At 65.6% G+C, this 23,771-nt stretch carries 18 protein-coding genes; 7 read left to right on the top strand and 11 right to left on the bottom strand.

Going from position 1 to position 23,771, the window contains the following annotated elements; translation table 11 throughout:
- Positions 1-52: 52 nt before the first annotated feature.
- Genes SCA01S_RS03365 through zwf form a run of 4 tightly spaced genes read right to left on the bottom strand, consistent with a single transcriptional unit; the run spans position 53 to position 4,939 of the window.
- Entirely contained in the window at positions 53-1,021 is a 969-nt protein-coding gene (locus SCA01S_RS03365) for a glucokinase (RefSeq protein WP_062782840.1), read from the bottom strand.
- A 27-nt stretch (positions 1,022-1,048) separates the two neighbouring features.
- Positions 1,049-2,872 (bottom strand): phosphogluconate dehydratase, encoded by a 1,824-nt coding sequence (gene edd / locus SCA01S_RS03360; protein WP_062782837.1) that lies wholly within the window; start codon positions 2,870-2,872, stop codon positions 1,049-1,051.
- Positions 2,869-3,498 (bottom strand): 6-phosphogluconolactonase, encoded by a 630-nt coding sequence (locus SCA01S_RS03355; protein WP_062782834.1) that lies wholly within the window; start codon positions 3,496-3,498, stop codon positions 2,869-2,871. Before SCA01S_RS03355 ends, edd begins: the two co-directional genes overlap by 4 nt.
- Positions 3,491-4,939, bottom strand: coding sequence for a glucose-6-phosphate dehydrogenase (zwf, locus tag SCA01S_RS03350; protein ID WP_022676386.1), 1,449 nt, complete (start codon positions 4,937-4,939; stop codon positions 3,491-3,493). The genes SCA01S_RS03355 and zwf overlap by 8 nt, the downstream gene beginning before the upstream one ends.
- A 309-nt stretch (positions 4,940-5,248) precedes the next feature.
- Between zwf and SCA01S_RS03345 the strand changes: the two genes are divergently transcribed.
- A complete protein-coding gene (locus SCA01S_RS03345) occupies positions 5,249-6,178 on the top strand; it encodes an ROK family protein (RefSeq protein WP_062782831.1) in 930 nt (309 codons plus the stop codon).
- Between the two features lie 118 nt (positions 6,179-6,296).
- On the opposite strand, the gene SCA01S_RS03340 is transcribed toward SCA01S_RS03345, so the two are convergent.
- Entirely contained in the window at positions 6,297-8,771 is a 2,475-nt protein-coding gene (locus SCA01S_RS03340) for a TonB-dependent receptor domain-containing protein (protein ID WP_062782828.1), read from the bottom strand.
- A gap of 245 nt (positions 8,772-9,016) precedes the next feature.
- Between SCA01S_RS03340 and SCA01S_RS03335 the strand changes: the two genes are divergently transcribed.
- Entirely contained in the window at positions 9,017-10,063 is a 1,047-nt protein-coding gene (locus SCA01S_RS03335) for a LacI family DNA-binding transcriptional regulator (protein ID WP_054131101.1), read from the top strand.
- A gap of 27 nt (positions 10,064-10,090) precedes the next feature.
- Here the strand turns inward: SCA01S_RS03335 and SCA01S_RS03330 are convergent, their stop codons facing one another.
- The 3 genes from SCA01S_RS03330 to SCA01S_RS03320 form a co-directional block, all read right to left on the bottom strand.
- Positions 10,091-11,251: a glycoside hydrolase family 68 protein gene (locus SCA01S_RS03330; RefSeq protein WP_084390739.1), complete on the bottom strand. Its 1,161-nt coding sequence runs from the start codon at positions 11,249-11,251 to the stop codon at positions 10,091-10,093.
- 68 nt (positions 11,252-11,319) lie between these two features.
- Positions 11,320-13,422 (bottom strand): alpha-galactosidase, encoded by a 2,103-nt coding sequence (locus SCA01S_RS03325; RefSeq protein WP_062782825.1) that lies wholly within the window; start codon positions 13,420-13,422, stop codon positions 11,320-11,322.
- On the bottom strand, positions 13,419-14,741 hold the full coding sequence (locus SCA01S_RS03320) for an MFS transporter (RefSeq protein WP_062783059.1): 1,323 nt from the start codon (positions 14,739-14,741) through the stop codon (positions 13,419-13,421). Before SCA01S_RS03320 ends, SCA01S_RS03325 begins: the two co-directional genes overlap by 4 nt.
- 397 nt (positions 14,742-15,138) lie before the next feature.
- Between SCA01S_RS03320 and SCA01S_RS03315 the strand changes: the two genes are divergently transcribed.
- The 3 genes from SCA01S_RS03315 (at position 15,139) to SCA01S_RS03305 (ending at position 19,275) form a co-directional block, all read left to right on the top strand.
- On the top strand, positions 15,139-15,891 hold the full coding sequence (locus SCA01S_RS03315; RefSeq protein WP_218016379.1) for a winged helix-turn-helix domain-containing protein: 753 nt from the start codon (positions 15,139-15,141) through the stop codon (positions 15,889-15,891).
- Positions 15,892-16,102: 211 nt separating this feature from the next.
- Positions 16,103-17,674, top strand: coding sequence for a hypothetical protein (locus SCA01S_RS03310; protein ID WP_062782820.1), 1,572 nt, complete (start codon positions 16,103-16,105; stop codon positions 17,672-17,674).
- Between the two features lie 101 nt (positions 17,675-17,775).
- The gene (locus SCA01S_RS03305) at positions 17,776-19,275 is read left to right on the top strand and encodes a TadA family conjugal transfer-associated ATPase (RefSeq protein ID WP_028657883.1); all 1,500 of its coding nucleotides are present in this window, start codon (positions 17,776-17,778) and stop codon (positions 19,273-19,275) included.
- 3 nt (positions 19,276-19,278) lie between these two features.
- On the opposite strand, the gene SCA01S_RS03300 is transcribed toward SCA01S_RS03305, so the two are convergent.
- Positions 19,279-19,524: a hypothetical protein gene (locus tag SCA01S_RS03300; protein ID WP_062782817.1), complete on the bottom strand. Its 246-nt coding sequence runs from the start codon at positions 19,522-19,524 to the stop codon at positions 19,279-19,281.
- 90 nt (positions 19,525-19,614) lie between these two features.
- Here SCA01S_RS03300 and SCA01S_RS03295 point away from each other — a divergent pair, with 90 nt between their 5' ends.
- Both SCA01S_RS03295 and SCA01S_RS03290 read left to right on the top strand, forming a co-directional pair.
- Positions 19,615-20,526 (top strand): DMT family transporter, encoded by a 912-nt coding sequence (locus tag SCA01S_RS03295; protein WP_062782814.1) that lies wholly within the window; start codon positions 19,615-19,617, stop codon positions 20,524-20,526.
- Positions 20,527-20,633: 107 nt separating this feature from the next.
- Positions 20,634-20,771: an entericidin A/B family lipoprotein gene (locus SCA01S_RS03290; RefSeq protein ID WP_022676376.1), complete on the top strand. Its 138-nt coding sequence runs from the start codon at positions 20,634-20,636 to the stop codon at positions 20,769-20,771.
- Positions 20,772-20,861: 90 nt separating this feature from the next.
- On the opposite strand, the gene gcvPB is transcribed toward SCA01S_RS03290, so the two are convergent.
- The gene (gcvPB, locus tag SCA01S_RS03285; protein ID WP_062782811.1) at positions 20,862-22,415 is read right to left on the bottom strand and encodes an aminomethyl-transferring glycine dehydrogenase subunit GcvPB; all 1,554 of its coding nucleotides are present in this window, start codon (positions 22,413-22,415) and stop codon (positions 20,862-20,864) included.
- Positions 22,412-23,770, bottom strand: coding sequence for an aminomethyl-transferring glycine dehydrogenase subunit GcvPA (gene gcvPA / locus SCA01S_RS03280; RefSeq protein ID WP_062783056.1), 1,359 nt, complete (start codon positions 23,768-23,770; stop codon positions 22,412-22,414). Before gcvPA ends, gcvPB begins: the two co-directional genes overlap by 4 nt.
- Position 23,771 lies beyond the last annotated feature (1 nt).

Below are 23,771 nucleotides of genomic sequence, written 5' to 3'. Positions count from 1 at the left end.
GGGCCAATTGTGCCCCGGCCGCCCCGCATGTGCAAGGCGGCCGGTGGCTCGATCAGTCCTTGTTGGCCTGGGCAAAGGCGGCAGCTGCGCCAAACAGACCGGGCTGCGGATGGGTGATCAGCTTGACCGGCATCTGCGCCATGATCTGCTCGAACCGTCCCTTGGCGCGGAACCGCTCGGCAAAGCCCGAACGCACCAGGCAATCCTTGATGCGCAGGCCCAGCCCGCCGGCCATGACCACGGCCGAGGCACCATGGGCCAGCGCCAGGTCGCCCGCTACGCTGCCCAGGCTCAGGCAGAAGCGGTCGATCGCGGCGGCGGCCAGGCTGTCTTCGCCGCTGCTGCCCAGCGTCCAGATCGCCTTGTCGTCACGCGGGATGAACGGCGCGCCCTCGATCAGCGCCAGCGTTTCATAGATATCGACGATGCCAGGCCCGGCCACCACGCGCTCTACCGACACGCGGCGATGACGCTTGCGCAGGCGGGCGAGCACCGCGTCCTCTATCCCGTCAAGCGGGGCATAATCGATATGTCCGCCTTCGGTGGGCTGCACATGATAGCCATGCGCATGGCGCCACAACTGGGCCACGCCCAGCCCGGTGCCCGGCCCGACGACGCTGAATACGCCATGATCGGGCAGCGACACATCGGGGCCAGACAGATGGATGAAGTGTTCTTCGCCGGCCTGGGCCACGGCATGGGCGACGGCGGCGAAATCGTTGACCACGACATAGCGTTCGGCGCCCAGCTTTTCCGGGATCAGCGCCGGGCGGATGATCCACGGGTTATTGGTGAACTTGATCACCTCACCACCCACCGGCCCCGCCACGGCTATGGCGCAGGCCTTGGGCACCACGCCACCGTTCTGCCGGGCGAATTCCTCCCACGCCAGCTGGAAGCTGGCATGTTCGGCCGTCTTGAGTGTGACGGCCTCGCCCAGGTGGGTAACCCGGCCACCTTCCACAGTGGCCAAGGCAAAGCGCGCGTGCGTACCGCCGATGTCTACGGCTACGAGTTCCATGATATCCTCTCCCCCGAATGCCGGACGTTACAGGCCTGCTGCGGCCAACATGGCCGATCCACCGCGCTCGGCCGGATCGGAATAGTGGCGCATCAGGGCAAACAGCTCGCGGCCCACGCCCATCGCCTCGGGCGGGGCAACCACGTCTTCACGCGCAGCCCATTCATCAGCATCGACCAGCGCCACCAGTTCGCCGGTCTGCGCGCAGACGCGCACGATATCGCCATCGCGCAGCTTGGCGAGCGGGCCGCCCAGCTTGGCTTCGGGCGAGACGTGGATTGCCGCTGGCACCTTGCCCGATGCGCCAGACATGCGCCCATCGGTGACCAATGCCACGCGGAAACCGCGATCCTGCAACACGCCGAGCGGCGGCGTCAGCTTGTGCAGTTCGGGCATGCCATTGGCGGCCGGGCCCTGGAAGCGCACGACGACGATCACATCGCGTTCGAGTTCGCCGGCCTTGAACGCCTTGAGCACGTCGTTCTGATCGGCAAAGACGCGCGCGGGCGCCTCGATCGTCCAGCGCGATGCATCCACCGCGCTGACCTTGATCGTGCCACGGCCCAGGTTCCCCTGCAGCAGGCGCAGGCCGCCTTCGGGCTGGAACGGCGCGGTGACCGGGCGCAGTATGCTGTCATCCCCGCTTTTCACCGGGGCGGGGTTCCACGTGAGCGTGTCGCCATCCATGACCGGTTCCTGCGCGCCATCGGCCAGCGAAGCGCCATAGACAGTGCGGATGTCGGCATGGGCCAGTCCGTTGTCGAGCAGTTCGCGGATGACATAGGGCATGCCACCGGCGGCATGGAAATAGTTCACGTCGCCCGCACCATTGGGATAGACGCTGGCGATCAGCGGCACCACGCGCGACAGCTCGTCCATGTCGTCCCAATCGATCTGCACACCAGCGGCGCGCGCCATGGCCGGAATGTGGATGACGTGATTGGTCGAACCACCCGTGGCGAGCAGGCCGACCACCGCATTGACGATGGCCTTCTCATCCACGCAATGGCCCAGCGGGCGATAGTCATCGCCATCCCAGCTGATCTGCGCGGCGCGGTGCACGGCGGCGCGGGTCAATTCCTGGCGCAGCTTGGTGCCGGGCAGGACGAAGCTGGAACCGGGCATGTGCAGGCCCATCATTTCCATCATCATCTGGTTGGAATTGGCCGTGCCATAGAACGTGCAGGTGCCGGCCGAGTGATAGCTTGCGCTTTCGGATTCGAGCAGTTCGTCGCGGCCAACCTTGCCTTCGGCATAGAGCTGACGAATGCGCACCTTTTCCTTGTTGGCCAGGCCCGTGGGCATCGGGCCCGACGGGACCAGGATCGTGGGCAGATGGCCAAAGCGCAGGCCGCCGATGATCAGGCCAGGCACGATCTTGTCGCAGATGCCCAGGAACAGCGCCGCCTCGAACATGCCGTGCGACAGCCCCACCGCGGTGCTCATCGCGATGGTGTCGCGGCTGAACAGCGACAGTTCCATCGAATCCTGGCCCTGCGTCACCCCGTCGCACATCGCCGGAACGCCGCCCGCCACCTGCGCCGTAGCGCCCACTTCGCGGGCGAAAACCTTGATCTGTTCGGGATAACGACCATAGGGCTGGTGCGCCGAAAGCATGTCGTTGAACGCGCTGACGATGCCGATGTTCAGCGCCTTGCCATCGCGCAGCGCCAGCTTGTCATCCCCGGCGGCGGCAAAGCCATGGGCCAGGTTGCCGCAGGTCAGCTTGGGGCGGTTGACGCCTGCCTCGCGCGCGCGATCGATGAGATCGAGATAGGCGGCGCGGGTATCGCGGCTGCGTGCCACGATACGATCGGTGACCTTGGCCACGGTAGGATGAAGGGCCATCATTCGCTCCAATAGATGGTAACCGGCGGGCCATCGCTGCCGCGCAGGAAGTCGGAAACAGGGTAATCGGCGTTGCCCGCCAGCACGTCTTCGATCAGCGCCTTCTTCGATGCGCCGGTCACGACCAGGATCACTTCCTTGGTGGCCTTGAGCGCCCGCGCGGTCAGCGTCAGCCGATCGAACGGTGCCTCGGGCGGCAGCGGGATCGGCGTGGTGGCAATCACCGTGGCGCCGGGGCGGACCAGCGCCTGCATGGTCGGAAACAGCGAGGCGACGTGGCCATCCTCGCCCATGCCCAGCCATACCAGATCGAACGGCGCCACTGCGGCGCCCTCTTCCAGGCGCTCGAACCTGGCACCGCTGTCACCCAGCGCGCCGTAAAGCTTGCCGAAATTGCTGGCGGGATGATCATCGGGCACGCGGCGATCGTCGGTCAGCGCCAGGGTGGCGCCAGACCAGTCAAGCCCGCGATCCTTGAGCAGGGCAAAGACCTTGAGCGGGGTGGAGCCGCCGGTCATCGCCAGGCGCTTTTCACCCGGACGCGCCAGTTCGGTGGCGATGCGATCGGCCACGGCGGCGGCATCGCCCGGCGTGGCCCACCGCACACGCGGGTTGGCGGTCTCAGTCATTCCAGCTTCTCCCGTCGCGCTCGGTCAGGGCGATGGCCGCGTTGGGGCCCCAGCTGCCGGCGGCATAGGGCTTGCACTCCATGTCACCACCGGCCCAGACCGCGCGGATCGCATCGACCCAGCGCCACTGCGCCTCCACCTCGTCACGGCGCACGAACAGCGTCTGTTCGCCCTCGATCAGGTCGAGCAGCAGGCGTTCATAGGCAATGCGACGCCGCGCCTTGGCAAAGGCCTGGGTCAGCGAGAGATCGAGGTTGACCTCGCGCAGCACCACCCCGCCGCGATCGAGGCCCGGCTCCTTGGCCATGACCTGAAGCCGCACGTATTCTTCCGGCTGCAGGCGGATCACCATGCGGTTGGCCTGCAACTTGCCGCCACGGCCCGAGAAGATGTTGTGCGGCACCTGCTTGAACTGCACCACGATTTCCGAGCGGCGCTCGGCCAGGCGCTTGCCGGTGCGCAGGTAGAACGGCACGCCCTGCCAACGCCAGTTGTCGACATGCGCCTTGATCGCCACGAAGGTTTCGGTGTCCGACGGCTCGCCCAGGTCTTCCTGGTAGCCAGCCACCCCACCGCCCTTCACCGCCCCGGCACGATACTGCCCGCGCACCATCTCCTCGGCCTTCACCGTGCGCAGTGCGCGCAGCACCTTGACCTTTTCATCGCGGATCGAGGTGGCATCGAAATCGCGCGGCGGCTCCATCGCGATCAGCGCGAGCAGCTGGAGCATGTGGTTCTGCACCATGTCGCGCAGGGCGCCAGTATCGTCGTAGAAACCCTTGCGCCCTTCCAGGCCCACGGTTTCGCTGACGGTGATCTGCACGTGATCGATATTGCCGGCGTTCCACTGCGGCTCGAACATCATGTTGGCAAAGCGCAGCGCCATCAGGTTCTGCACGGTTTCCTTGCCCAGATAATGGTCGATGCGGAAGATCTGGTCTTCGGCAAAGGCCCCGGCAACGGCATCGTTGATCCGGCGGCTGGAGGCCAGATCATTGCCCAGCGGCTTTTCCAGGCCGATGCGCACGTTGTCATGCGCCAGGCCAGCGCGACGCAGGCCCTCGATCGTCGGCTCGAACAGCGCGGGCGCGGTCGACAGGAAGATCGACAGGCCGCAGCTGGTATCGCCCAGCTTGGTGGCGAGATCGGCAAAGCCATCGACGTTCGACGCATCGAGCGTCTGGTATTCCAGGCGCGCCAGGAAGCTCGCCAGCTTGGTTTCGTCCTTGCGGTCTTCCGGCAGGAACTCATCAAGCGCGGCGTGGGCAAAGTCACGGAAATCAGCGTCGGTGTGTTCCGAGCGCGCGGTGCCGACAATGCGCAGGCCCGGATCGATCAACCCGTCTTCATGCAGGGCATAGAGCGAGGGCAACAGCATCCGGCGGGAAAGGTCGCCGGTTGCGCCAAAGAGCAAAAGCGCAGAACAACTGCTGTCGGCCATCGGCGGATCTCCTTATCTTTCGCAACACGAATGCCGTGCGCGCTTGCATGGCAACGTGCGACCCCTTGGGTTGGGTCCTTGTCGATGCCTGCCCTAGTCGCTCATGCGGCGCGATGCACGTCGCATAAGTATGCAAGCGGGGTGGGCACTGCCAAGCACGTTTCCATGGCTGGCCATGGTAGCGCGCGCAATTTCCTGCCGTGCGCATGATCGCGCCGTTTTCGTGATAATTCGATTGCAAAGAGGTTGACCATGCTGGCATCACGCCTTCAAGGACCGTCCGATTTGTGCGATCCAAAGGGAGAAATAATGCCTGCTGCCCCGCTCAACGGTGCCCCCCTGATCGGTGCGATCGAGGCAGGCGGAACCAAGTTCATCGCCGCACTCGCCACCCCGGAAGGCGAAATCCTGGCGCGCACGCGCATTCCCACGCAAACGCCCGAAACCTGCTTCCCCGCGCTGGCCGATTTCTTTGCCGCCGCGCAGGAAGAGCACGGCCCCGTCGCCGCCTTTGGCGTTGCCAGCTTCGGCCCGATCGACATCGATCTCACCTCGCCCACCTATGGCACGTTCACCACCACGCCCAAGCCGGGCTGGCAGGGCGCGCGTTTCCACGATGTGCTGGGCAGCTTCGGCGCGCCGATCGTGGTCGATACCGACGTCAACGGCGCGTGCCTGGGCGAATGGATGAAAGGCGCAGGGCAAGGGTGCCGCACGCTGGCCTATACCACTATCGGCACCGGCGTGGGCACCGGCGTCGTCAGCCATGGCCGCTCGCTAATGGGCATTTCCCACTTTGAAAGCGGGCATATCCTGCCCCCGCACGACCGCACGCTCGATCCGTTCGCAGGATCGTGCCCTTATCACGGTGATTGCCTGGAAGGCCTGGCATCGGGCCCGGCAATCGAAAAGCGCTGGGGCAAGAGCCTGGACCAGCTGGCCGGTGACAGCGCGGCGATCGATCTGATCGGCGGCTATATCGCGCACCTCGCGGCCAGCCTGGTACTGCTGCACATGCCCGATCGCCTGATCTTTGGCGGCGGCGTGATGAAGGCGCCGGGCCTAGTGGAATCGGTTCGCCGCCAGACGGAAGCCAAGCTCAACGGCTATGTCAGCCACCCGCGCCTCGATGCTGGCTTGGAAACCTATATCGTCACGCCGGGCCTGGGCGACGATGCCGGCATCACCGGCGCGATCGCGCTGGGCTGCCAGGCGCTGGACGCGGCCCTGCCGGGCTGATCCCGCCTGCCGCACGGCGCATGCAAAAAGCCCGGCAAGGTCTGACCTTGCCGGGCTTTTTGCTGCTTGTCTGTCATGAGAAAGGCGGCCGGGAATGCCCCGGCCGCCCTCCCGTGGATCAAAACTTGTAGCGAACCGAAGCGCTCATCGTGCGGCCCAGCATGGCGCTGTTGTCGAAGATCGCCTGGTTGGCAGACAGGCCGGCCGTGCCCGGGCCCACCGCGATCGAACCGTTGTTGGCGCGATAGCCCAGCGTGTTGAACAGGTTGTTGACGTTGAAGCTCACTTCCAGCTTGTCGGCCGGGCGAACCTTGACGAAGCCGTTCACGAACGTGCGGCCCGGCGCGGTATAGCCACCCGAAACCAGGAAGTTGGACTGGCCGCTGGCCGAGAAGCCGATGGCGGCAACGCCCGCGTCATAGCTGGGCGAAACCAGCCAGGTCCACTTCGGCATGGCGACCGGGGTGGTCTTGGTGCCGACGTTTTCGGCATGGGTATAGACCACATAGCCGTCGAGCGAGAAATGGCCCGCCGACACGCCGCCCGAGGCTTCCACGCCATAGGAGTGGTAGATCGCGTCGATGAACGGGCTTTCCCCGCGCGAGGGAGCGGTGAAGTCGTAATTGCTTTCCTTCACCTGCGCCCGATAGAGCGTGACTTCGGCGTGATAGCGACCGCCACCCACGTTGCCGCGCTGTTTGAGGCCCAGTTCCTGCTGGCTGACATAGTTGACCGAGAGGTGATCGCCACCGGCCGTCAGCTTGCCATCGGCCGTGAAGTTGGCATTGTTGTACAGCAGGCGATCGGCGTTGAAGCGGCCACCGCGGCTGACGCGGACGAACACGCTGGTGTCGTTGCTCACTTCATAGAGCGCGCCAAACGACCAGCTGACATAGCTCTTGGTGTAGTTCAGCACATTGTCCGGGGTCGACTTGGTGTTGTAGGCCGGGATCGAGGCCGAGCCGAGCGCGTCGGTAACCGTCACGTTGCCCACGGCCTGCGGCGCATAGGCCGCACCCGATGCCTTCACGCTGTCATAGCGCACGCTGCCATCGAGGTTGAGGTGGCCAACCTGGCCTTCGAGCTGACCATAAAGCGCATCGTCGGTGTAGCTGACGTCATACGAACGCCCGCCGCAGCAGCCGCCCCACTGGTTGTTGAAGCCGGTCAGGCCCTGCGCGGTCAGCTGGTTGCCGGCAGCATCGAACAGGTCGAGCGGAACGGGATTGCTCGAACCATTCAGAGTCTGGGTGGCGTTGTTGATGCGCCAATCCATCGCCACGGTCTGGCGCATGTGGAACCAACCGGCATTGGCCTTGACCTTGGCGCCGTCACCCACGTCGAACTTGCCGCTGAACGTCAGGTCGTTCACCAGGCTGCCGACATCCTTCATGTCGACATAGGCCTGCGCGCTGTTGCTGACGAAACGGCCGTTATAGACCTGGCCGGCGTTGGGGCCGGCGGCATAGCGCAGCGTGCCCAGACCCGCGAGCGAGGCAGCGGTGGCTTCACCGGTCCACTGGTTGGCAAAGGTGCCGCTCATCGAGGTCCAGCGGGCCTTGTCAGTCACGGTGAAGGCCGGGGTGAATTCGTAGTGGAATTCGCCGCCCAGCGCGGTGGCGACCGGGTGAATGCCTTCCATCGCCACGGTGCGCACGTTGCCGTTGGCATCAAGGATCTGGAAGTTCTGGTTGTAGATGCCGGTGGAGGCATACTTGCGCGCGTCGACACCATCGAACGTGCTGTAGCCGGTGATCTTGTTGCCCGAGAGCGTCACCAGGCTGGGCATCGAGGTAAAGGTCGGCTCCTTGTCGTCCAACCGCTTGAAGTTGAAGCGGATGTAACCCTTGCCGTCGTCAAAGTCCTTGGTGATGTTGCCCTTGATCTGATAGCCGCTCTGCGCCTTGTACGGCAGGTGCGTCGGGCCGTTGCCATCGATCGCATAGCCGCCCAGGTGGAAGCGCACGCTGTCGGACAGGTGGCCGCCGTAATCGAAATCGACGCGGGTTTCGCGATAGTTGAGCGCCTGGCTCAGGCCGATTTCGCCGCCGTCGTGCTCACCGGTCTTGGACACATAGTTGATGACCGCGCCGGGCGCCTGGCTGGAGAAGGTGGAGGCCGAACCACCGCGCACCGCTTCCACGCGGTTCACGTTGTTGTCAAAACGCACCCAGTAGTCGTTGTTGCCGAACTGGATATCGCCGAACAGGGTGACCGGCAGGCCATCTTCCTGAAGGCCGACATATTCCGAACCGCCGGTGGAAACCGGAATACCGCGCACGCCGATGTTGGCGTTGCCGCCCGGGCCGGCGGTGTCCTGCACGTTGAGGCCGGGGATCGTGCGCAGCACTTCGGCCTGCGAACGCGGGGTGAAGTTGGTGACCGCTTCCTGGTTGATCTGCGACACCGAGATCGACGAAAGCTGGGCAGACTTGCCGCCGGCAGCGGCGGTCACCACGATCGGGGCGACATCGGCGGCGTCATCGGCGGGGGTCGCGGCCGGCTGGGCATCCTGCGCCAGGGCGGGCGTGGCAATCAGCGCACCGGCAAGGGCGGCGAGCGACGCGCACGACAGAAAAGCGGACGGCTTCATCAGGTACTCTCCCATGAACACGTTCCCACATGCGGAGCGGGAATCGATAAATAGCCTGATACGCACCACTACAATCGTTTGCAATGCGCATTTGCGCGCTATGCAATGGATTGCATCGTCGGCTATCACTTTGCCTCGGGCTGTGGCATCGCTGCATCACCCATCGCCTCGAAGCCCGGCGTTGCACGGCTTTAAGTTGCCTGCTCTACCTTGCTTTCAGGGTTCCCCCAGCTAAAAGCGTGGCCATGACCGAAACGTCCAACGAAAAGACCGTAAGAGAGGCAAGCAAACCCAGGATCCGCAACATTGCGGAACTTGCACGCATGGCCGGTGTTTCGGCCGGCACTGTTTCGCGCGCGCTGGCCGGCAAGAGCCTGGTCAACGCCGAAACGCGCGAGCGCATCCAGGCCATCGCCCGCGAACATGGGTTCCGGCCCAACCAGATGGCCCGCCGCCTGCGCACGCAGCGCACCGGCGTGATCGGCGTGGTCATCCCGCTCGGCCACGAGCGCCGCCAACACATTTCCGATCCGTTTTTCATGACGCTGTTTGGGCACTTGGCCGATGCGCTGACGGAAAGCGGGCACGACCTGATGCTGTCGCGCGTGATCCCGGGCGATGACGAATGGCTGGATCGCATCGTCGATTCCGGCATGCTCGATGGCGCCCTGGTGATCGGCCAGTCCAACCAGATGGAGGCGATCGAGCGGGTGGCAGAACGCTATCTGCCGATGGTAGTGTGGGGCAGCCACCGTGACGGGCAGATCCATTGCACCGTGGGCACCGACAACCGCCTGGGCGGCCGCCTGGCGGCGCAGCGCCTGCTCGACCAGGGCAAGCGCAAGCTCGTGTTCTTTGGCGATACCGGCGCGCCGGAAATCGCCGATCGCCTGGCCGGGGCGCAGGATGCCGTGGCGGCATGCGCGGGGGCCACGCCGCTCGTGGCCTGTTCCACCCATCTGTCCAACGAGGAAATCCCCGAACAGGTGGCCGGGCACCTTGAGCAGTTCGCCGGCCAGATCGACGGCATCGTCTGCGCGTCTGACGTGATCGCGATGACCACGCTGCGCCTGCTGCACGAACGCGGTGTGCGTGTGCCGCACGATGTGGCCGTGACCGGGTTTGACGATGTGCCGATCGCCACGCAGACCGTGCCGCAGCTTACCACCGTGCGCCAGGATATCGCTGGCGGGGCGCGCGCGATGGTCGACCTCTTGACCCAGCGCATCGCCGGCGTGGAAACCCCATCAACGATCATGGCCCCCGAACTGGTCGTGCGCGAAAGCGCCTGACCAGCACGGGGGGCCAAGCCGCCAGGTTCAGGCCGCGACGGTGACGCGATCCCCGTCAAACGCCAGTTGGAACACCGGCGCCGGCGTGCCACCGAACTGGGCCCGCAGCAGTTCGGGATGATCGGCCAGCTTGCGCCCGTTCATGCCCCAATAGTCGATGAAGCTCCACACCGCGCCTTCGCCCGTCACCCACCAGCTATAGGTCTGGCCGGGCTCGCCGGCCGGATTGGGGGCAACCAGGCCGCTGCCGTTGATCTGGCGCCACGGGCCGGTGAGGCTGTCGGCCACCATGCCATAAAGGCCGTTGGGCCCATCGACGGCGCCAGGAGCAAAAGTATGCCGCTGGGTGGACCAGAACAGGTAATAACGGCCCTCGCGCCATACCACACAGGGGCGCTCCATTTCGTTATTCGTGCCGATCGCCTCGACCAGCGGATCTTCCAGCAGCCAGCCGGCATCGCTCAGCGTGGCCAAGCCTACCAGCCCGTTGTGCGGGTTGTCGGTCCAGGCTGCGCTGCCGGTAAAGACGATGTGACGCTGGCCGGTGGCCGGATCACGGAACCACGCGGGATCGCGAAACGCCTTGATCGAACCAGGCGCGGGATTGGTGATTTCCTGGCGATCGGCAATATAGCGGCGGCCATCGGCGGCAACGATTTCCTGCGGAGCCTGCCACTGCCCCGGGCCATCCGCGCCCAGCGTGCCGGGCACTGAGAACAGGCGCTGCTCATAGGAAAAGGCCCCGCCCTGGCGCCCGGCCACGGTGTAGAACAGCGTCACCGAAACGCCGTCATCCATCACCACGGCGCAGCCGGCCCATTCGCGGGTGCCGGGGTTGAGCCCATCGGGCAAGGCGTTGCCATGATCGCGCCAGCCATCCGCGCCGTGCGACAGCAGGCGGATACGTGCCACGTCGTGCCGCTGCACCGGATCGGGGAAGCACGGCGCGCTGAGGAAGAACCACCAGGTGCGCCCGGCATGCACCGCCGTGCGCCCGTCTTCGTGCGCCAGCGGCCAGCAGTCCCACAGATCGAGGCCGGGCATGATCGGCGCGACATCGGCCGCCGTCACCAGCGGAATTTCGGGCACGGGGTCATAGCCATGCGGCTCCCAGCGGCTCGGCTGCCGGGTGACCGGGTGAGCAATCGTTTGCGCATCGGGCTGGAAAGAAGGACGATCGGCGGACATGCGACCTCGTGCTGGTTGGCGCGTCAGGCGCGCGAGGAAGGGTGGAGGGTGTGAAGCGGCCAAGTCATTCACCCGGCCTCGATATGAAAGATCGCCACGGTCTGGGCATTCATCGGCGGCATGGGCAGGCCGGCATGGGCCAGCCAGTTGCCTGCCAGCGTTACCGGCGCATCCACCATGGCACGATGGAGCGGGGCGGTTGGGGCGGCGTGGCCACCAGTGCCACCGGCCAGGCGCAGCAGGCGCACCTTGCATGCCCCCTGCCCGGCCAGATGCGGCAAGCGCAGCGGCTGCGGCCGACGATCAGCGGCCGGCGCGCGGCGAATGGCAAACAGCAGTTGCGCCTGTGCATTGCCCTGGGCCTGCCACACCAGGCCATCGGGGCCTTCGCCCAGCCACACCTGCCCGCTATGCAGCAGATCGCGCCACGTGCGGTGAAACCCGATCCAACCGGCCAGTTCATCCCGCTCTTGCGCGTCAAGCGTGCGCGGGTCCATCTCCACACCGAAATGCCCTGGCATGGCCACGGCAGCGCGAAACGCCAGGGCCTGTGCCCGGCCCGTGGCATGGGCGGGGCTGGCGCCCACGTGGCTGCCCATCATCTCGGGCGGCAGGAACGCTAGGAACCCGCGCTGGATATCCACGCGGCTGACGGCATCGATATTGTCGCTGGTCCAATAGCGGTGGACATAGGGCGCCATACCGGCGTCGCTGCGCCCGCCACCACCTGCACAGGCCTCTATCTCGACGCCGGGATGGGCGGCGCGCAAGCGGGCCAGCAAGTCATACAGCCCGCGCACCTGTGCCGCGCCACCGGATGGCGCCAGATCGCGATTGTGGTCCCATTTCAGATAGCTGATCGGCACATCGCGCAGCAGATGATCGAGGCAATCGAACAGATAGTCACGCACCGCTGCCTGCGACAGATCCAGCACCGACTGGTTGCGGGCCGTGGGTCGCGCACGATCGGGTAGCGCCAGTGCCCAACCGGGATGGGCGCGATAGAGATCGCTATCGGGGTTGACCATTTCCGGCTCGACCCACAGTCCGAATTCCATGCCGGTGGCAATGATCCGGTGCGCCAGCGGCGCCAGGCCTTGCGGATACTTGGCTGGATCGGGCGTCCAATCGCCCAGCCCAGCCGTATCGTCGTTGCGCCCCACGAACCAGCCATCGTCGAGCACAAAGCGCTCTATGCCGATCTGCGCGGCGGCTTCGGCCAAGGCAAGGATGCGCGCCTCGTCATGATCGAAATAGCAGGCTTCCCACGAATTCAGATGGACTTTGCGCGGCGGCATGGTGCCGCCCGGCCAGCGCACCATGGCCCGCACCGCCGCATGGAACACCGCCGTGGCGCCGTTGCGCCCGTGGCTGGACCAGGCTGCCAACACATCGGGCGCGTGCCAGCTGGCACCGGGGGCCAGAACCACCTCGCCCGGTGCCAGGCGCGCGCCAGCCATGGCGATAAAGAACCCTTCGTCATCGCGCTCCACCCGGATCCGGCTGTCGCCTGACCAGCACAATTGCAGCGCATGAACCGGGCCGGTGGCATGCCCTGCCCCCTCGCCCAGCACGAACAGCCCGGCCGGGCCGCCATGGCCGGCAATGCCGCGCCGCCCTTCGCGTTGCCAGGCATGCGCCGGCAAGGGCTCGACCTTCTGCACCAATTCGGCATTGTGCCGCCCGCGCCAGGACACCAGCTGCGCGGCATCGCCCGGCAGCGGCAGCACCGCGCTGGCCAGCCAATCGAGCTGGATCGGCGCAGGGCCGATATTGGTCAGCGTGGCACCCATGCGAAAGCCGCCAAGGCCATCGGCGGCGATGGTCTGCACCAGGCGCACGCCCTGCACCGTATCATCGAGGCAGATCACCAGCCCGTCGTCGGTGCGGGCAACATCACTGTTGGTCCAGGAAACGACCATGCCGGCCCCGGTGGCATCACGTAATTCCACCGCAGCCGGACCGAACCAGCCCAGCCCGCCCACCGGCGCGCTATCGAACGGGACGTCTTCGTCAAACGAAAACGACGCTGCGCCGCGCGTGTCCGCCAGCGGCGGCAGGCCAGCAACATCCACCGCCGCGCCCCAATGGCGCCACGCGGGAGCGCGGCCCTCGCGCGGCTCCAGCACGATTGCCGCATCGCCGCTATTCAAGGCAAACATGCCGCTCATGCCAGGGCTTGCGCCTGGGCCACGGCATGGGCGCGCCCTTCGCGCACCCACAGGACCGACAGCGCCGCCGCGATCAACAGCGCGCCGCACAGCGACAGCATATTGCCCGGATCGCCACGCAGCACATGGGAATAGACACCCAGCCCCAGCTTGATGAAGCCCAGGTCCAACTCGCTCATCACCACCGCGAACAGCAACATGGGGATCACGATCATCATGTTGAAAATGCCCATATAGACCCCGGTGCGGGCCGGCGGGATGGAATTGGTGAGGATGGCATAGGGGTTACCCATGATGCTGCCCCAGGCAAGACCCACGCCCACCGCCGGCACGAATAGCAGCGCCTTGTCGGTAATGTGCGGCAGCGCCAGCATGCCCACGCCACCGGCCAGCAGGCACAGCGCATGCAGCGGTCCCGGGCCGATCCGGCGCACCAGCGGCACCATGGCAAACGCGGTAACGAACGAAATGCCGTTGTAGAACGCGGCCATTTCGCCATTGGTTAGCACCGCGCTGTGGAACGCCGAGCTATGTGCATCGGCGGTGTGATAGACCGTCCGCGCAATCGAATAGGTGACATAGAGCCAATAGCCGGACATCGCCGACCACTGGAACAGGCTCATCAGCCCAAGCTTGCGCATGGCGACCGGCATCGTGCGGATGGCGTCGGCAATCTCGGCCAGTGCCGCGCCAAAGCCCTTGGGCGCGGCATCGATATGCGCGCGTTCCTGCGGTGTCAGCGGCAGTTCCGGCACGCGCCACACCGACCACAGGATCGTCACCAGCGACAGGACGGCGCCCAGCGTGAACACCACCCGCACGGTATAGGGAATGCCATGGGCATCGACCCAATCCTGGTTCATGCCCAGGCCGACGAGGATCGAGGGCGTCAGAAATGCCAGCATCTGCGCCAGGCCGGTGAACGCACTTTGCGACAGGAACCCGGTCTGCCGCTGGTTGGGATTGAGCCGGTCAGAGACATAGGCCCGGTAGGGTTCCATGGTGATGTTGTTGCCAGCGTCGAGCAGCCACAGCAGCGAGGCAGCCATCAGCACCGACGAGGACAGCGGCATGATGAACAGCCCAAGCGCGCAGAGCACGGCCCCGACCAGGAAATAAGGCGTACGGCGGCCCCAGCGACTGGCGGTGCGATCAGACAGCGCCCCGATCAGCGGCTGCACCAGCAACCCGGTAATCGGCCCGGCTAGGCCAAGCAGCGGAAGCTGCGCCTCGTTGGCGCCAAGATAGCTGTAGATCGGGCCCATGTTGCCCTGCTGCAGGCCGAAGCTGAATTGCAGACCCAGGAAGCCCAGGTTCATTTCCAGGATACGCGCCAGGGACAGATGCGGCCGCGCAGATCCCGATGCCACGCAACCGCTGCCCGGCACCGTGCTGCCTGGCGGAGTTTCGGCCTGATTGCGGGCAAATTCCATGACGCTCTCCCAAGGGGCTTCACCGGCCCTTCGCGTGCACCATGGCACAGACAATGCGCCCTTACAACAATCGATTGCAAAATGGGCTCGTCGATCTTCGGCACGAAAGCCGCGCGAACCGCAAGAAAAAGAAACTTGCCGCGAAGGGTTTTGCCACGCACCTCGTTAAGCCGGTGTCCCTCATCCCTCCCCTCCCACTGATGGACCCTGACGAATGCCCCTTGCACACTCCGAACTCCGCCCAAATCCCGCCGGTGCCATGCGCTTTGCCCGTAACGACGCCATGATCACCGCCCCCGCTCCGGCCAACGGTTATGAACCTGCCATGCGCCGCACCCACGATGCCCGCATCGCCCTGCTCGATGAAGATCAGCAGACCCGCGACATGCTGCGTGAATACCTGGAAGGCCAGGGCATGCACGTGGTGCCCGTCGCCAATGGCACCGAACTGCGCCAGCTGGTGTCGCAGGAACCGATCGATGCGGTGATCCTCGATGTCATGGCCCGTGGCGAGGATTCGCTCGGCCTGCTGCGCGAGATGGCTGAACAGCCCGGCACGCCGCCGGTCATGCTGCTTTCCGCCGTCGCCAGCGATATCGATCGCATCGTCGGCCTGGAACTGGGCGCTGACGATTATCTCGCCAAGCCGTTCAACCCGCGCGAACTGCTCGCCCGCCTGCGCGTGGTGCTGCGCCGTGGTAACGCCGCCACCGCGCGCGCCGCTGCCACTCCAGTGCTGACCTTTGCCGGTTGGGTGCTCGATCCCACGTTCTATGTGGTGCGCGATGCCGCTGGCCGCGACGTTGACCTGACCAGCGGCGAATTCAAGCTGCTCCATGCCCTGGCAGTCCACGCCGGCCAGGTCGTCAGCCGCGAAGCGCTGCTGCGCCTGGTCCATGGCGACGAAGCCGAAGCGTTTGACCGCGCGATCGATGTCGCCGTTTCGCGCCTGCGTGCCAAGCTGGTGCGCCACGGCGGCGGCGCCCTGATCCGCACGGTACGCGGCGAAGGCTATCTGTTCGCGGCCCGCATCTGACCGCAAACTGACGCAACACCCCAAGACCTGGCGCCGCGTCCCTCCGCGCTGCTGCGTCCTGGAAGGCTTGGAACGGGGCTGCATCGCCAAGCGGTGCAGCCCCGTTCGCGTTCGTGCACGCCGCCAGCAAGCGCGCGTTAACCATTCCTTGGCCTCCGTCCTTTTATTCCCGCCCTAGCCATAGCGACGGACAGAAAGGGGCAGACGGGGCATGACGCAGATCCACGGCGGCGACACGATCGCACCCTGGCTTTGCGCGCGGGCGCCGCTGCTGGCGCGGGTGCTGGCCTGGATAGCCCGCACGACCTTGGCGCTGGATCGCGCCGTCAACGCAGCCTTGGCCACAACCGTTGCGTGGACCGGCGCGATTTGCGCGGTTATCGCCCTGCAAATCCTGCTGATCATCACGCACAAACCCTGGTTGGACGAATGGCAGGCCGTGCTGATCGCGGTGCAGACGCCAACCTGGCCCGATCTGCTTGCCGCGCTGCGTTATGAAGGCCATCCCCCGCTGTGGTACGCGATCCTGCGCGGTCTGACGCACTTTCTATCTGCGCCATTGCTGACCCTGCCGGTGGCAGCCGCCCTGATTGCGGTTCCGGGCCAGCTTGCCATCCTGCTAGGTGCACCCTTCGCGCGCAGCCAGCGGTTGTGCCTGGCCCTGTCGGAATTCGTGCTGTTCGAATTCCTGACCGTGTCGCGCAGCCTCACCCTGGGCGCGGTGTGCGTGTTCCTTGCCTTAGCGCTGTGGCGACGCGGCCACTGGGCCTGGCCATTCATCATCTTGTTGCCGCAGTGCGATTTCCTGTTCGGGGTGCTGTCGTTCGTATTCGCCGGTTGGCGCTGGGTCGAACGGCGCGCGCCGCTCGGCTGGCTGGGCGGGTGGATCGCCTCGGGCCTGCTGGCAGCATGGTGGGTGCGCCCCGCGCCCGACGTGGCGCCCGCCATCACCCAGCCTGGCCGACTTGCACGACTGATTGACTGGCTCGCTGGGATGAGCGCGCAAGGCCTGCCGCTGCAATGGCACGGCCTGCGCCCGGAATGGGGTCAGCCTCCGCCTGCTTTGCTGGGCGCGATCGCTTTGTTGGCCGTAGCAGCCATGGCCTGGACACAACTGCGCGGCCGACCGGCCGATCGCCTCGTGCTGGCCGGCTTTGCCGGATTTACGCTGGTGTTCAGCGTGGCGGTTTACGCCCTCTCGGTCCGCCACCTCATGCTCAGCACACTGCTGCTGGTGGCGATGGTCTGGCGCCAGGCCCTTGCCGGGGGGCCTGGCCCCGGCGTGTGGATGCGCGCGTGGCTATGGCTGGTGGCGGGGTGTGGCGTGTTCATGGCGGTGGTCGCCCTGATCATGCCGTTCAACAACAGCGATCGCGCCTCCGCCTGGATCGCGTCTCATAACCTGAGCCAGGAACGCTGGCTGGCTTTCCCGGAAAGCGCGGGCGAGGGAATTTCCGGGCTGAGCGGCATGCCATTTCAACGCTTGGGCAAGCGCTGCACGCAAAGTTTTACCCGCTGGAACAATCCCGAACCGCAAAAGCTGGTCGATGGCGCGCAGTTCTATCGCGTACTGGCGGCCACGGCGAAACACGAAGGCAGCTTTTATCTGCTGAGTGACTTTTCCCTGCCCGACATGCCGCCCCTGATTCGGCGGATCGGCGACGTCCCGGCCGGATTGGATGGCCAAGCCTTTCATTTCTATAGAGTTGGTGAAGGATTGCCGCCGCGCGGCCAGGCAACACCGCCATGCACGGCGCCATTTCGGCCTTTTGTCCGTTTTTAGGGAATCCTGAAGGTTTCCCCCGTATTCACTACGTCTGAAAAGCCGTTCCTGACCATTGTCGGGCTACGGCCCCGGAAGAACGAGTTGACAGGAAAAGACGCATGAGCGCTTTTGGCCGGAAGACAGGTTTGGGTGGAGCCACCGCCGCGCGCCCCTCGTTCGGCGTTGCCCGGCCGATGAAAACTGGCGAAGCCGCAACGGCCGTGCCCGCTGGCTTTGTCGAAGCAAGCCCTCTGCCCGGCGCCAACGATGACATGGGCGGCAAGCATGCCGATGCGATGAGCCGCCTGGCCGAGCGCATCAACGGCGTGGTGGACAACACCTACCAGGCGGAAGGCTTCGAGGCGTCGGTCCACAAGATCAAGGAACAGGTGCTGCCGCGCCTGCTCGAACGTGTCGATCCCGAAGCCGCCGCAACGCTGACCAAGGATGAACTGTCGGAAGAATTCCGCCCGATCATCATGGAAGTGCTGGCCGAACTGAAAGTGACGCTCAACCGGCGCGAACAGTTTGCGCTGGAAAAGGTGCTGATCGACGAACTGCTCGGCTTCGGGCCGCTGGAGGAACTGCTCAACGATCCCGACGTGTCCGACATCATGGTCAACGGGCCGGAACAGACCTACATCGAAAAGAAGGGCAAGCTGCAGCTCGCGCCGATCCGCTTTCGCGATGAAAGCCACCTGTTCCAGATCGCCCAGCGCATCGTCAACCAGGTCGGCCGTCGCGTCGACCAGACCACGCCGCTGGCCGACGCCCGCCTCAAGGATGGCAGCCGCGTCAACGTGATCGTGCCGCCGCTCTCGCTACGCGGCACGGCGATCTCCATTCGTAAGTTTTCCGAAAAGCCGATCACGCTCGATATGCTGCGCGATTTCGGCTCGATGAGCGACAAGATGTGCACGGCGCTGAAAATCGCCGGGGCGTGCCGCATGAATATCGTGATTTCCGGGGGCACCGGCTCGGGGAAAACCACGATGCTCAACGCCTTGTCCAAGATGATCGACCCTGGCGAGCGCGTGCTGACGATCGAAGACGCGGCCGAACTGCGCCTGCAACAGCCGCATTGGCTGCCGCTGGAAACCCGCCCGCCGAACCTCGAAGGCCAGGGCGCGATCACCATCGGCGATCTGGTCAAGAACGCGCTGCGTATGCGCCCTGACCGCATCATCCTGGGCGAAATTCGCGGCGCGGAATGCTTTGACCTGCTGGCGGCGATGAACACCGGCCACGATGGCTCGATGTGTACGCTGCACGCCAACAGCCCGCGCGAATGCCTGGGCCGTATGGAAAACATGATCCTGATGGGTGACATCAAGATCCCCAAGGAAGCGATCAGCCGCCAGATCGCCGAGAGCGTCGATCTGATCGTTCAGGTCAAGCGCCTGCGCGACGGTTCGCGCCGCACCACCAACATCACCGAGGTGATCGGGATGGAAGGCGATGTGATCGTGACGCAGGAACTGTTCAAGTTCGAATATCTCGACGAAACCGAAGAGGGCAAGATCATCGGCGAATTCCGCCCGTCGGGCCTGCGCCCCTATACCCTGGAAAAGGCGCGCCAGTTCGGCTTTGACCAGGCATTCCTGGAAGCGTGCCTCTGATCTTCAGCTTGCCAGGGCGGTGCGCAAAGCGCCGCCCAGCAGCACGCAGGCCATGAAAAAGCACAGCGCATAGATCATCGTCCACGGCATGCAGCCCACGCGATCGAGATCGGCATGCTTGCTGCGCCGCCGTTCGGCCACCAGCGCCACGATCGCCACCGCCAGCAGCACGGCGCCAACGGCCGCCACGGCTTGCCACGGCCCCTGCCACACCTGCTGCCAGTCTATCGCGCGCCACCGTTCGATCATGGCGGCGCCATGGCCGCAGCGCCGGCACGATGCAACCCCGCGATCGACAAGCCTTGCACTCGCATCGCCCTGCGCCTAGGCGCGCGGGCCATGCCGTCTCGTGAAAGACCCTTTCTGGCCCTGGGCCTGCGCCTGGTGGCAATGGCCATGCTGTCGACCATGCTGGTGCTGGTCAAGCTGACCGGCGAGCGTGGCATGCCGCTGCCCGAAACCATGTTCTGGCGGCAGACGCTGCCGGCGCTCATGCTGCTGGGCTGGCTTGGTGCGCGTGGGCAGTTGCATCGCCTGCGCACGGCGCGGCCGTGGGTTCATTTCCGCCGCGCGATGATCGGCACGGCCGGCATGTTCCTTACGCTCGGTGTAGTGCAGATCCTGCCCCTGGCCGAGGCGACCGTGCTGGGCTTTACCGCCCCGGTCTTTGCCGTGATCCTCTCTGCGTTCCTGCTCAAGGAACGGGTGGGTCCGTGGCGCTGGACGGCAGTGGCCATGGGCCTGCTGGGCATCGTTATCATTGCCGGCCCGAACCAGACCCACCTGCCCGCGCTGGGCGTGGCGGTTGGCGTCGGCGCGGCGTTCATGGTCGCGCTGGTCTCGATCCAGTTGCGCGACCTTGGCCGCACGGAAGAGCCACTGACAGTGGTCTTCTATTTTTCCGCGATGAGCGCGCCGTTCCTGGCGCTGTTCCTGTTCCGCACCGGGGTGCACCATGATGCCCTCGGCTGGCTCATGCTCGGCGGCATTGGCCTGGCCGGCCTTGGCGCGCAATTGCTGATGACAGCCGCACTGCGGTTCGGCCCGGTGTCCAGCGTGATCGTGATGGATTACTCGCAATTTGGCTGGGCCACGCTGTGGGGCTGGCTGGTCTTTGCCCACCTACCGCCTGCCACCACCTGGATCGGTGCGCCGATCGTGATTGCGGCAGGGCTGATCATCGCCTGGCGCGAACATGTGCGGCACCGACAGCAGCAAGCCAGCCCGGCTACCGCCTCTGCCATGGCGTAACTGCAGGGTCCTTAGGGCAAGGAACCGCATGCGAATTGGCTCGTTCTGTGCGCGTTCGGAAGGGCATGTTTCAAGCCTTTCGTCCCACAAGGAAGGGAGCCAATCTCATGATGCGCAAGATCATCGTCGCGGCCGCCATGGGCGGCCTGCTGCTGGGCACGGCTGCGTGCAACACCGTCAAGGGCGCCGGCAAGGACATCCAGTCTGCTGGCCAGGCCGGTTCGGACGCAATCAACGGCAAGTAAGTACGCCGCGATCTGAAATAATAAAGGCGCCGCAAGATCAGTATCTTGCGGCGCCTTTTTACGTTTGGCCATCAAATTCCTAGGCGCGCCTCAAGCACTCCACACCAGGCGCGGCTTGCGTGCAGCGCGGGTTTCATCCACGCGGCGGCGCGGAGCGAAGTGCGGCGCAGACTTGAGCGCGGGATCACCCGCCTTCGCGCGCGCGCCCAGGCTTTCCATCGCCATGATGAACTGATCGAGGCCGGCCTTGCTTTCCGTCTCGGTCGGCTCAACCAGCATCGCACCGTGCACGACCAGCGGGAAGTAGACCGTCATCGGGTGATAGCCCTCGTCGATCAGGCCCTTGGCGAGGTCCAGCGTGGCAAAGCCATCGGCAAAGCCATCATCGCTGAACAGCGCCTCGTGCATGCACGGGCCGGCTGCGGCAAACGGCGCATGCAGCACATGCTCCAAGCGGCGCAGCACATAGTTGGCGTTGAGCACGGCATCGCCCGATGCCTGGGCGAGGCCATCTGCACCGTGGCTCAGGATATAAGCCAGCGCACGGCTGAACATACCCATTTGGCCATGGAACGCGCACATGCGGCCAAACGCCTCAGGCGCCTCAGCGGCGCTATCGGCCTCTTCCACCAGGCGCAGCATGCCGTCGCTGCCAGGCTTGACGACCGGGAGCGGCGCAAACGGCGCCAGCGCGTCCGACAGCACCACCGGACCGGCACCCGGACCGCCCCCGCCGTGCGGCGTGGAGAAGGTCTTGTGCAGGTTGATGTGCATGGCATCCACGCCCAGATCGCCCGGGCGCACCCGGCCGACGATGGCGTTGAAGTTGGCGCCATCGCAATAGACATAGCCGCCAGCGGCATGCACCGCATCGGCAATGGTCTTGAGATCGCGCTCGAACAGGCCGCAGGTGTTGGGGTTGGTGATCATCACCCCGGCCACATGCGGGCCGAGCTTGCCGATCAGCGCGGCGGTATCGACGCGGCCATCGTCGGTGGCGGGGATCGCCTCCACCTGGAAGCCGGCAAAGGCGGCGGTGGCCGGGTTGGTGCCATGCGCGCTTTCGGGCACCAGGATCACCTCGCGCTTGTCCCCCCGCGCATCGAGCGCGGCGCGGATCGCTAGCAAGCCGCACAGTTCGCCATGCGCACCGGCCTTGGGCGTCATCGCCACGGCGGCCATCCCGGTCAGCTTGACCAGCCAGTCAGCCAGTTCGTCGATCACCTTGAGCGCGCCCTGCACCGTGCCTACCGGTTGCAGCGGGTGCACATCGGCAAAACCGGGCATCCGCGCGACCTTTTCGTCCAGGCGCGGGTTGTGCTTCATCGTGCAACTGCCGAGCGGGAACGGCCCGAGGTCGATCGCATAGTTCTGGCGCGAGAGGCGGGTGTAGTGGCGCACCGCCTCCGGCTCGCTCAGGCCCGGCAGGTCCACCGGCGCCGCGCGCAGGGCGAGGCCAGCGAGCGGCGATCCGGGTACGTCGTCGAAATCAACGCCGCAGTGGTCCATCCGCCCCACTTCGAACAGCAGCGGTTCTTCCAGGTGCAGCGCGCGGTTGCCGGTCACGGTTTCGGGCGCTTCCAGCGCGGCAGGAATGCGGTCACCCAGTTCGGGGCGCCAGCCGGCGGGGTTCAGAACAGTCATGCCAGTACCTCCGCAAGCGCGGCGCACAGGGCCGCGATGTCTTCATCGGTCGTGAGTTCGCTGGTGGCGACGAGCAGCACGTGGGTGAGATCAGCCTGCCCCGGCACCAGCCGCGACAGGGCAACGCCGCCCAACACGCGACGGGCCGCCAGCGCATCCACCACCTCGGCCGCCGGGCGCGGCAGCGTGATGGCAAACTCGTTGACATAGCTGGCGTTGACCACGGCCACGCCCGGCAGCGCCGCCAGCGCGGTGGCCGCCTGGACCGCGCGCAAATGGCTGGCGCGGGCCATGCGGGCCAGGCCTTCACCACCCAGCAAGCTCAGGTGAATGCTGAAAGCCAGGGCGCAAAGCCCTGAATTGGTGCAGATATTGCTCGTCGCCTTTTCGCGCCGGATATGCTGTTCCCGCGTGGAAAGGGTCAGCACAAAAGCGCGCTTGCCATCGGCATCCACCGTTTCGCCACACAGGCGGCCCGGCATCTGGCGCACGTACTTTTCGCGGCAACCAAACAGGCCCAGGTAAGGCCCGCCGAACTGCAGGCCAACGCCGAGCGACTGGCCTTCGCCGACGACGATATCCGCGCCCAGCGTGCCCGGGCTTTCGATCAGGCCCAGCGCAACCGGTTCGGTCACCACGGCAATCAGCAGCGCGCCCTGGGCCTGCGCGGCCGCGGCAATGCGATTGAGATCGGGAATACGGCCCAGCACATCAGGATACTGTACCAGCACGCACGATGTTTCCGCGTCGATCGCCGCGATCAGCGCTTCGTCATCGGCCTGTGCCGACACTTCAGGCTTGGCCGTCACCAGCGTATCGCCGGTAAAGCGCGCCATGGTCTGTGCCGTGCCTACGTAATGCGGGTGCAGGCCGCCCGAGAGCACGGCCTTGCTGCGGCGGGTGATGCGACCGGCCATGGCGATGGCTTCCCAGCACGCGGTCGAGCCATCATAGAGCGAGGCATTGGCCACATCGGTGCCGAACAGGCGCGCCACCTGGGTCTGGAATTCGAACAGCACCTGCAGGGTGCCTTGGGCGATTTCCGGCTGATAGGGGGTGTAGGCGGTGAGGAACTCGCCGCGCTGGATCAGGTGATCGACCGTCGCGGGAACATGGTGGCGATAGGCCCCTGCCCCGAGGAAAAACGGCACCTGGCCGGCGGTGAGGCTTTCGGCCGAAAGCCGCGCCATGTGGCGTTCCACCGCCATTTCGCTGGCATGGCCCGGCAGGCCCGCGATCGGGCCAGAGAGCCGGGCCGCCGCCGGAACATCGGCGAACAGCGCATCGATATCCGGCGCCCCGATCGTGGCGAGCATCTCGCCACGATCACGGTCACTCAAGGGAAGATAGCGCATC

The organism is Novosphingobium capsulatum NBRC 12533, assembly GCF_001598375.1.
Lineage (GTDB): Bacteria > Pseudomonadota > Alphaproteobacteria > Sphingomonadales > Sphingomonadaceae > Novosphingobium > Novosphingobium capsulatum.
The sequence above is the reverse complement of the archived record's forward strand: the minus strand, read 5'-3'. Positions and strand labels throughout refer to the sequence as shown.

Bases quoted from the DNA above. Each gene is read 5' to 3' on its own strand.
- SCA01S_RS03365 (WP_062782840.1), bottom strand. From the start codon at position 1,021: ATGGAACTCGTAGCCGTAGACATCGGCGGTACGCACGCGCGCTTTGCC.
- edd (WP_062782837.1), bottom strand. From the start codon at position 2,872: ATGATGGCCCTTCATCCTACCGTGGCCAAGGTCACCGATCGTATCGTG.
- SCA01S_RS03355 (WP_062782834.1), bottom strand. From the start codon at position 3,498: ATGACTGAGACCGCCAACCCGCGTGTGCGGTGGGCCACGCCGGGCGAT.
- zwf (WP_022676386.1), bottom strand. From the start codon at position 4,939: ATGGCCGACAGCAGTTGTTCTGCGCTTTTGCTCTTTGGCGCAACCGGC.
- SCA01S_RS03345 (WP_062782831.1), top strand. From the start codon at position 5,249: ATGCCTGCTGCCCCGCTCAACGGTGCCCCCCTGATCGGTGCGATCGAG.
- SCA01S_RS03340 (WP_062782828.1), bottom strand. From the start codon at position 8,771: ATGAAGCCGTCCGCTTTTCTGTCGTGCGCGTCGCTCGCCGCCCTTGCC.
- SCA01S_RS03335 (WP_054131101.1), top strand. From the start codon at position 9,017: ATGACCGAAACGTCCAACGAAAAGACCGTAAGAGAGGCAAGCAAACCC.
- SCA01S_RS03330 (WP_084390739.1), bottom strand. From the start codon at position 11,251: ATGTCCGCCGATCGTCCTTCTTTCCAGCCCGATGCGCAAACGATTGCT.
- SCA01S_RS03325 (WP_062782825.1), bottom strand. From the start codon at position 13,422: ATGAGCGGCATGTTTGCCTTGAATAGCGGCGATGCGGCAATCGTGCTG.
- SCA01S_RS03320 (WP_062783059.1), bottom strand. From the start codon at position 14,741: ATGAACCTGGGCTTCCTGGGTCTGCAATTCAGCTTCGGCCTGCAGCAG.
- SCA01S_RS03315 (WP_218016379.1), top strand. From the start codon at position 15,139: ATGATCACCGCCCCCGCTCCGGCCAACGGTTATGAACCTGCCATGCGC.
- SCA01S_RS03310 (WP_062782820.1), top strand. From the start codon at position 16,103: ATGACGCAGATCCACGGCGGCGACACGATCGCACCCTGGCTTTGCGCG.
- SCA01S_RS03305 (WP_028657883.1), top strand. From the start codon at position 17,776: ATGAGCGCTTTTGGCCGGAAGACAGGTTTGGGTGGAGCCACCGCCGCG.
- SCA01S_RS03300 (WP_062782817.1), bottom strand. From the start codon at position 19,524: ATGATCGAACGGTGGCGCGCGATAGACTGGCAGCAGGTGTGGCAGGGG.
- SCA01S_RS03295 (WP_062782814.1), top strand. From the start codon at position 19,615: ATGCCGTCTCGTGAAAGACCCTTTCTGGCCCTGGGCCTGCGCCTGGTG.
- SCA01S_RS03290 (WP_022676376.1), top strand. From the start codon at position 20,634: ATGATGCGCAAGATCATCGTCGCGGCCGCCATGGGCGGCCTGCTGCTG.
- gcvPB (WP_062782811.1), bottom strand. From the start codon at position 22,415: ATGACTGTTCTGAACCCCGCCGGCTGGCGCCCCGAACTGGGTGACCGC.
- gcvPA (WP_062783056.1), bottom strand. From the start codon at position 23,770: ATGCGCTATCTTCCCTTGAGTGACCGTGATCGTGGCGAGATGCTCGCC.